Source organism: Rhizobium sp. BK176 (genome assembly GCF_024808055.1).
Window position 1 is genome coordinate 1 of record NZ_JANUBV010000056.1, and the last position, 8196, is coordinate 8196.

The following is an 8196-nucleotide window of genomic DNA, read 5'->3' on the forward strand; positions in this document are numbered from 1 at the left end:
TTCTTCCATGATTTGGTGTCCACCTATTTTGGTGGACACTTCATGCCTGAGAGCACTTCGCTTCAGAAGGTGCGCAGAAATTCGCGCTTACCTTCAATGTAGCATTCTAGGATCAACAAGCTCGCAACAGCCTGCCGCAACGAGTGATCGTTGCGGCGACCCAGCATATTGATGTTGCTCAGGCGGCTCCTGACGCAGTCCAAAGGGTGCATCAGTGTGATGGAAATGGCTTCCGGATTTTCAGCATCAGCAAATGTGATTGAATTTTCGAGGAGGGACTTGTCCTCGACCCCTTTGATCTGGGCAAGGAAGTCCACCACTATGTCGCGATTTCCAAGCTTGCCCGTTACGACAGCCGCATTCGGCGTGTGATTGTCACCGGAGGGTATTTCCAGAAGGCCGTTTTCTAGGCTGTTTGCAAGTGCGCGCTCGGCTTCCCGATCATGATAAAAATCGAGATCCTTGCTCGTTAACTCGCCGAGGCCGTCGAGCTCTTCGTCCATGCCATGATAAAGTTCGGCCCAGATGTTAACAGCTTGCCCGCCAACTATGACCGGATTGAATCGCTGAACAAATCCTAGGAGCGTCTGAACTTCTTCTGCTGTGAGATGCGGCTCGGCATCTTCGCCATCATGGACAATCATGTCCGGCTCTCTCTTGCCCTTGACCGAGTTCACCGAGAACCACAGCGCCGTCAGGATGTCGAGGAGCGGCATTCCGGAAGGCGAAGACCGTACCCGTGGCGACCGAGAACTCCCGGCGACATGCTTCGCACTTGAAGCGCTTGCGGCGGATCTCCCAGCAGCCCTTGTGGCCGCAGCGCACGCACTCCGGCGTCCCGTGGCTGTCCGGCCACCGGAGGAAGCAGAAGACCGTGTAGGCCCTGTCCTCGTCGAACTTGACGACGGCCGCAGGTATGTACATGCAAGGACGTCGCCCGCTCGACTATAACCTTGATTTCCTAGAAACGTCTCTGAAAGATGTTCCAAGAGGTGATGGTCAGCGAACTGTCGGACTTGTTCGTTTTCTACAAACAGCTTTCTGGGTTGCCTATGTTTCGCGGTGAACGCGTTTCAGAACTACGCAAGCTCTACAAGCCCTCCATGTTCCCTTCATGGATTGTGCAGAATGCGCACATCAAGCACTTCCAGCGACTTAAGGAAGTGAGTTGTTCGACAGATACCTCACCGTCTTCATGGTATACTGCGACATTGGTTTTGCGGATCGTCAGCGAACCGAAACGGTGCGGCGAGCCCTTCAGAAAGACACATCTTTGCCGGGTGTTCTTGGAAAGCGAGTAAAGGCGCAGTCAAACCTGAAAAAGCTTTTGGAAGAGCTTCGTCGTAGCAGGGATATGGACCGTGCGTTGCCGGAATCTTCGTTGGTGGCAGTTGCTACCTAATTCCGTAAATGTACACTCCTATCCCGGAATTCCTATCGTGTGGCCGCTCTGTGGATCACTTCCAATCCGACAAGACGTGTTAGCAGATCTCGTTTTCTGTTCCGGATTCCCCTTGCCTAGATTTGCGCCTATGGTCACCGAGCCCTTATTGAGCGCAGGCGGCGGACCTCGGAGGGCCCGGCGGAGGGTGCAGGCGTGCCCCCCGCCGCATCTCGGGCTGATAGCACATACGAGTTCGGTCAAATCGCGCGCGGCCCGCTGGAATCAAAATTTGAGGAGATCTCCATAACACATTGAAAATGATTCGTTTCCAATCGGAACGAATCCCTTGGACGGGCTTTGAGTCGCTATCGAGAGATTCGGAGTAGAGCGTATGGCAGCGGCTCATCGTGCCCAGTGGAAGGGCTTCCTCAAGTTTGGCGACGTGAGCTGCGGCGTTGCGCTTTACACGGCGGCCAGCACGTCAGAGCGCATAAGTTTCAACACGATCAACAAGGTATCCGGGAACCGCGTCAACCGAATCTTTATCGACAGCGAGACTGAAGACCCGGTGCCAAAGGAGAAGCAGACCAAGGGGTTCGAGATCGAAAACGGCCAATACCTCATCATCGATCCCGAAGAGGTGGCTGCCACGATCCCCGAGAGCAACAAGACCCTGGAGGTCGGCTGTTTCATCCCCTGCTCCGACGTGGACGATGTCTATTTCGACAAGCCCTACTACCTCGCGCCCGACAAGTTGGGCGGGGACGCCTTTGTCGCCCTGCGTGATGCCATGAAGAAGTCTGAGGTCGCAGCAATCGCCAGAGCTGTCCTCTTCCGTCGGATGCGGACCGTTCTTATACGCCCACACGGCAAGGGTCTGATCGCCACTACCCTCAATTACGACTATGAAGTCCGCTCCAGCAAGAAAGCATTCGAGGAAATACCCAGGTTGAAGATTGAGGGCGAGATGCTCGATCTTGCCAAGCACATAATCGCGACGAAGAAGGGCGAATTCGACCCGGCGACTTTCGACGATCGCTATGAGGCTGCCCTCGCCGATCTCGTGAAAGCCAAGATGGAAGGCCGGTCGCTCCCGAAACCGAAGAAGGTGGAGGTGTCGAAGCCGAACGACCTGCTGGCCGCCCTCCGGGAAAGCGCAGGAATGATGAAGGCTGCCGCCGCCGACAAGCCGAAACGCTCCGCAGCCAACGCCAATCGAGGTCCGGGTCGACAGCGCGCGACACGCGAGTCGGCTCCAAAAACTGCCACTTCCGGTGCTTCTGCGCGTCGCAAGGCTGGTTAAGGAGATCGAGGCATGGCACCGCGTCATTATTGGAAAGGCTACCTCAAGCTGTCACTGGTCACCTGCCCGGTGGCAATGACCCCGGCCACCAGCGAGAGCGAGAAGGTCCGCTTTTATACGCTGAACAAGGATACGGGAAACCGGGTGGTCTCCCAGTACGTTGACTCCGTGACCGGGAAGCCCGTGAAAGATGAGAACGAAGCCAAGGGTTATGCCCGCGGTGAGAACGACTACGTCATTCTCACCGACGACGATCTCGATCGCGTCGCGCTAGATACCGTGAAAACCATCGATATCGAGAAATTCGTTCCGGCCCACACCATCGAATGGGTCTATCTGGAAAAGCCGCACTACCTGATGCCGGATGACGCTGTTGGTAACGAGGCCTTTGCCGTCATCCGAGATGCCATGAAGGCCGACAAGGTCGTGGGTGTCTCGAAACTGGTGATGGGCCGCCGCGAGCGCGCCGTCATCCTCGAGCCCCGAGGGGACGGCATTGTGCTTTGGTCGCTTCGGTTCGGCGATGAAGTAAGACCGGAAGAAAGCTATTTCGAGGATATCGCCGCCAAAGCGGACCCTGACCTTGTCCCCCTGGTTCAGAAGCTCATCAAACAGAAGTCGGCTCATTGGTCGCCGGATATGGCCAGCGACCCGATCCAGACCAGCCTGTTGAAGCTCATAGAGACAAAGAAAAAAGCGCTGAAGCCGAGGAAGACGGCAAAGGGAAAAACGGCCGAAACCGCAGTGAAATCGAACGTCGTCAACATCATGGATGCTCTGCGGAAGAGTGTCGAAGCTGATCTCAAGGGCAGAAAAGGGGGGTGATGGGATGCATCCGACAGATACCACGGTTGCCCATGAGAACAACGGCTGGAGGATCGAGTTTCGAAGTCATGATGGCGACGCCGTGACGGTCCTTGTTTGCGATGGCGCCAACGTCGATGAAGAGGCCGCAGTAAAACGTGCTCGCGCGATCCTGGTCCAGCTGACGGCCTTTGGAACGCGGGGCGGCGGCCGGAGTATCAATTCATACGACGCCGCCAGCAACGGAAATTTTGATGATGACCAACCGTCTATCGACATCTTTCATTGAGGCGACCTTCGAATGCCCTGATGATGGCTCCGGAGATGGGCAAGTGTGTTAAAAGACCGCAACGGAACAATGAGCACGAACTTCAGGATGAATACATAAGGGTTTTGAGCAACCCTTTGGGTGGCATCGCCAGGATCTCTGGCCCGCCCTAACGCAGGGCTATTTTATAACCATGGAACAGAACCCACTTGTTTTGTTTGGCGCCGGAAGAACGGGTGCGCACTTCTCCGTCATTCCTCGAACTAGCCGCCTAGCTGCTCCGTCTGCTCTTGTTGAGGCAGGGCTCCTTCTGGGGCTATGGACTACTCACATTGTGTCAGTATCCATGGCAACGATCTAACGATACACTCGTTAGGCTTGTTTCCCGAAAACAGGCGCATTGGCGTTAGGGAAGGCTCCGGACCCCTCTCGAGCCTTCCCCCAACCACTGTTTCCCCTGATGTCGCTGAAGCCTGTTTGCTGGTCGCGGGGATGAACGTCTTTCTGCGAATTACCGTCACGACAAGCAAGGGGTGCCCAACAGAACCGATGGCTTTTGAGCTGGCGAAATCAACCAAGATAAAGCCAACCATCAGAAGCCTGATGCGTATCCCGGATAATTTGCTGTGTGTGGGAGTTGCCGGCATGCCCTTGATGGATCGCATCAATAAGTACCGAGAGACGGAGGAGCATCAGACATCGTAGGGGTGGAGGTTCTCGTTCCCAAAGCGAGACGAGATGAAATCGTGAATGCCGCGGCGGAAATGCGCTCTAGGCATCGGGCCGAAAAGAGCCGTCTTGTAGAATTTATCAGAATCGCTACCGAGCGTATGGGCTTCTCAAAGTTTTCAATAACATCGACATCGAAAAGCTGAACGATCGTCCGCAAAAGGCGCGATCTTGCCAAAGCCCTTATCGAGCGCGGTGATGCGCGGGCCTATGCGATGGGGACAAAGAATGCTCGTCTTCCCAGGAGACGGGCGCTGATTGCACTCACGCGGATCCAAAAGAGGTCATGGCCTCCCTCGCCGGGAACAGATCAGCCGGCCCATTGGGCATTTCGGCGTCAATCCGCTTCAAAAAGTCGAGGAATTCGGTCGCTCGGTGACGCTTGTAGCAATGACCGATCACGGCGCCAGTCGCGACGTCGAGCGCGGCGAACAGGGAGGTCGTGCCATTGCGGACATAGGTATGAGTGCGCCGTTCGGCGACGCCCGGCGCCATAGGCAGCACAGGCTGCTCGCGATCCAGGGCTTGGATTTGTGACTTCTCATCCACGCAAAGCACGACCGCCCGGTCCGGAGGCGACATGTAAAGTCCGACGATGTCCTGCACCTTATCGACGAAGAGCAGATCAGAGGAAAGCTTGAATGTCCCGGCACGATGCGGCTGCAGGCCAAATGCTATCCGGATCCGACGGATGGTGGTATGCGAAAGTCCACTGGAGGCTGCCATCGAACGGATGGACCAGTGCGTGGCATCCTTGGGAGTGGTGTTCAATGTACGCTCGACGACCTGAGCAACCTGGGCATCAGAGACAGTTCGTGGTCGACCGGCACGATATTCATCTGTCAGCCCTTCAATACCATCTTGTAGGAACCGGCGGCGCCACTTGCCAACCGTATGCTCGTGGACTCCGAGACGCTCGGCAACGTCTTTGCTTTGCAGATCCTGCGCGCACAACAAGACCATCCGGCATCGATCCGACAAGGAGCGCGGCGCTTTATGCCGGCGCACCTGAGATTACAGGAAATTTCTATCCGCGTCGCTCAGAACGACGAGGCCTGCTTGCCTGCCAACCATCAATCAACTCCTGCTCTTCTAACAGAAGCCGAACAAAATGAAGCTTATTTTGGTTCCAGGGTGACTAGGCTAAGGCCAGCCGCCGCAGCCTCAAAGCGAGCAGAGGTCACGACGGCCCATTTCTCGTTAAAATTGTTACCTCCAACTCTGTCGGAGTTGGTTTGTATGGTGTCGGTCGTCGAGGAATTGAAAGGCAAGCTGGCCGAATTGGAGGCGCGGCTTGAGGCGATCAGGGCTGAAGCTCTGATCCTGGAAGGCCAAAAGTCGGCGTTCATGACCGTACTCAAGGTCTTCGATCCCAGCACGATGTTCGAAGTTCGTCAGCAGGCCAAGAGGAGGGATCGGTCAACGACGCGAATACCGCTGGTATTGCCACGAGACGCCAAGCTACCCAAGCGTGTCGCGGACGGCTTTCATCCGCGAGATATCTAGTTCAACCTGTATTTTTCGTTGAATAGCTGAGGAGCTTTCAACGACTTTTGTCACGCAGCCCCCAAAAGCATCAACCTAAATCCTTCCGCCACCCGCACCGCGCGGAGATGATCGGAAGTGTACTTTTCGAATTTTACCGTCAGGGCTCACCGAGCGATTGACTTTTGGACGACATGCACGATGTGAGCCTCCCACAAGCGAAGATAGGTGCCTTCGGTGAAATCTCGGCTAAAGATGGTAGAAAGGGTATATCGGTTCGAAAGGTAGAAGAAACTGAGGGAAAGCACCGTCAGAAAGACATTGAGCGGATCTATCTCGGCAATGAAGGCACCGTGCGCGCTACCTTGGCGCAAATATTTCCCCAGCTCCCGAACCAGGTGGTGGTTCAGGAGGCGGCCATTAGGTGATCTGTGAATGAACTTGGCCCGTTGTAGATTTTCAGTTCCCAGCAAACTTAAAATCTCCGGATTTTCAAGAAAATAATGCCATACGAAGCGTACTATTTCTTCGACACCTTCTTCGGGTGCCATCTTGTGAAAGTTGAGACAGGTTTCAGCGATCCGCATCTTTCCGAGCGCGTGATCGAGCACAGCCACATAAAGCTGCTCCTTATCCCCGAAGTAGTGGTAGATCATCCGCTTATTGAAGCCAGACCTTTCCGCGATTCTGTCTATCCGCGCTCCACCGAAGCCGTTTTCTACGATTTCGTTCATAGCGGCATTGAGGATGTCCTCCCTCGTCTTATCGGGGTCACGATGTACTCCAGTCAAAATATGAGCCATAGCCGCCAGTCCCTCTGACTCACATATTCGGGTAAACAGGGCCCTCACCGCCCTGCGGCGGCACCCAGTTGATGTTCTGGTTGGGATCCTTGATGTCGCAGGTTTTGCAGTGGACGCAGTTCTGGGCGTTGATGACAAAGGTTTCCTTGCCGTCCTTCTCCACCCACTCGTAAACACCGGCCGGACAGTAGCGGGTCGAGGGACCGGCATAAATGTCGTGCTCGGACGAGACCTGCAGCGCCATGTCCTTTACCTGCAGATGCACCGGCTGATCTTCCTCATGATTGGTGTTCGACAGGAACACCGAGGAGAGACGATCGAAGGTGAGGACACCATCGGGTTTCGGGTAAGCGATCGGCTTGTGCTGCGAGGCCGGTTCCAGCGAGGCGGCATCGGTCTTTCCGTGCTTCAACGTCCCGAAGATCGAGAGGCCGAACAGCTGGTTGGTCCACATGTCGAGCCCGCCGAGGGCGACGCCGACCGCCGTGCCGAACTTCGACCACAACGGCTTGACGTTACGCACCTTCTTCAGGTCCTTGCCGATATCGCTTGAACGCCAGTCGTTCTCGATCTCGACCACCTCATCATTGGCCCGACCGGCGGCGATCGCCGCCGCGATCCGATCTGCCGCCATCATGCCCGATAGCACCGCGTTGTGGCTGCCCTTGATGCGCGGCACGTTGACGAAACCCGCCGAGCAGCCGATCAGCGCGCCGCCGGGGAAGCTAAGCTTCGGCACCGACTGATAGCCGCCTTCGGTGATCGCACGCGCGCCGTAGGAAAGCCGCTTGCCGCCCTCGAAGGTCGTGCGAATGGCAGGATGCGTCTTGAAGCGCTGGAACTCCTCGAACGGATAAAGGTAGGGGTTCTTGTAGTTCAGATGCACGACGAAGCCGACGGCAACGAGATTGTCTTCCAGATGATAAAGGAAAGAGCCACCGCCGGTCTTCATGCCGAGCGGCCAACCGAAGGAGTGCTGCACGAGACCCTGCTTGTGGTGCTCAGGCTTCACCTGCCAGAGTTCCTTGATGCCGATGCCGAACTTCTGCGGCTCACGATCCCTCGACAGATCGAACTTGGCGATTAGCTGCTTGGCGAGCGAACCGCGCACGCCTTCCCCGATCAGCACGTATTTGCCGAGCAGTGCCATGCCGCGGGTATAGTTCGGGCCGGGCTCGCCGTTCTTCTCGACGCCCATGTCGCCGGTGGCGACGCCGATCACCGCACCTTCGTCATTGTAGAGGACTTCGGTTGCGGCAAAGCCCGGATAGATTTCGACGCCGAGTTCTTCGGCCTTGGTGGCGAGCCAGCGACAGACGTTGCCAAGCGAGACGATATAGTTCCCATGGTTGCTCATCAGCGGCGGCATCAGGATGTTCGGCAGACGCACAGAGCCGGCCGGACCGAGCACTAGGAAGTG

General features: G+C 56.2%; 8 protein-coding genes and 1 pseudogene. 4 read left to right on the forward strand and 5 right to left on the reverse strand.

What is annotated here, in order from left to right:
• Positions 1 to 62: 62 nt before the first annotated feature.
• Positions 63 to 716, reverse strand: coding sequence for a hypothetical protein (locus tag FHT76_RS40960; protein WP_259186876.1), 654 nt, complete (start codon positions 714 to 716; stop codon positions 63 to 65).
• A complete protein-coding gene (locus FHT76_RS41630) occupies positions 631 to 924 on the reverse strand; it encodes a transposase (protein WP_405049548.1) in 294 nt (97 codons plus the stop codon). The genes FHT76_RS40960 and FHT76_RS41630 overlap by 86 nt, the downstream gene beginning before the upstream one ends.
• Positions 925 to 1775: 851 nt before the next feature.
• Between FHT76_RS41630 and FHT76_RS40965 the strand changes: the two genes are divergently transcribed.
• The 3 genes from FHT76_RS40965 to FHT76_RS40975 are packed head-to-tail and all read left to right on the forward strand — an operon-like array spanning position 1776 to position 3780.
• Complete coding sequence (locus tag FHT76_RS40965; protein ID WP_183758219.1) at positions 1776 to 2687, forward strand: Ku protein; 912 nt, start codon at positions 1776 to 1778, stop codon at positions 2685 to 2687.
• A gap of 12 nt (positions 2688 to 2699) precedes the next feature.
• Positions 2700 to 3512 (forward strand): Ku protein, encoded by an 813-nt coding sequence (locus FHT76_RS40970; RefSeq protein ID WP_259186877.1) that lies wholly within the window; start codon positions 2700 to 2702, stop codon positions 3510 to 3512.
• 4 nt (positions 3513 to 3516) lie between these two features.
• Positions 3517 to 3780, forward strand: a complete 264-nt coding sequence (locus FHT76_RS40975; protein ID WP_183758215.1) for a hypothetical protein — start codon at positions 3517 to 3519, stop codon at positions 3778 to 3780.
• Between the two features lie 1020 nt (positions 3781 to 4800).
• Here FHT76_RS40975 and FHT76_RS40980 read toward each other — a convergent pair.
• A pseudogene (locus FHT76_RS40980) lies at positions 4801 to 5496 on the reverse strand (IS630 family transposase); the annotation flags it as partial.
• Here FHT76_RS40980 and FHT76_RS40985 point away from each other — a divergent pair.
• Positions 5383 to 5994: a hypothetical protein gene (locus tag FHT76_RS40985; protein ID WP_259186880.1), complete on the forward strand. Its 612-nt coding sequence runs from the start codon at positions 5383 to 5385 to the stop codon at positions 5992 to 5994. The pseudogene FHT76_RS40980 and the gene FHT76_RS40985 sit on opposite strands and share 114 nt — an antisense overlap.
• A gap of 146 nt (positions 5995 to 6140) precedes the next feature.
• Here FHT76_RS40985 and FHT76_RS40990 read toward each other — a convergent pair whose 3' ends face one another.
• Together FHT76_RS40990 and FHT76_RS40995 are read right to left on the reverse strand one after the other, a co-directional pair.
• Positions 6141 to 6776, reverse strand: coding sequence for a TetR/AcrR family transcriptional regulator (locus tag FHT76_RS40990; RefSeq protein WP_259186878.1), 636 nt, complete (start codon positions 6774 to 6776; stop codon positions 6141 to 6143).
• A 19-nt stretch (positions 6777 to 6795) separates the two neighbouring features.
• Positions 6796 to 8196 (reverse strand): electron transfer flavoprotein-ubiquinone oxidoreductase (locus FHT76_RS40995; protein WP_259186879.1); only part of this gene is annotated, 1401 nt, incomplete at its 5' end.

Excerpts from the sequence above, each read along its gene's own strand:
- FHT76_RS40960 (WP_259186876.1), bottom strand. The coding sequence starts at position 716 with ATGCCGCTCCTCGACATCCTGACGGCGCTGTGGTTCTCGGTGAACTCG.
- FHT76_RS41630 (WP_405049548.1), bottom strand. The coding sequence starts at position 924 with ATGTACATACCTGCGGCCGTCGTCAAGTTCGACGAGGACAGGGCCTAC.
- FHT76_RS40965 (WP_183758219.1), top strand. The coding sequence starts at position 1,776 with ATGGCAGCGGCTCATCGTGCCCAGTGGAAGGGCTTCCTCAAGTTTGGC.
- FHT76_RS40970 (WP_259186877.1), top strand. The coding sequence starts at position 2,700 with ATGGCACCGCGTCATTATTGGAAAGGCTACCTCAAGCTGTCACTGGTC.
- FHT76_RS40975 (WP_183758215.1), top strand. The coding sequence starts at position 3,517 with ATGCATCCGACAGATACCACGGTTGCCCATGAGAACAACGGCTGGAGG.
- FHT76_RS40985 (WP_259186880.1), top strand. The coding sequence starts at position 5,383 with ATGCTCGTGGACTCCGAGACGCTCGGCAACGTCTTTGCTTTGCAGATC.
- FHT76_RS40990 (WP_259186878.1), bottom strand. The coding sequence starts at position 6,776 with ATGGCTCATATTTTGACTGGAGTACATCGTGACCCCGATAAGACGAGG.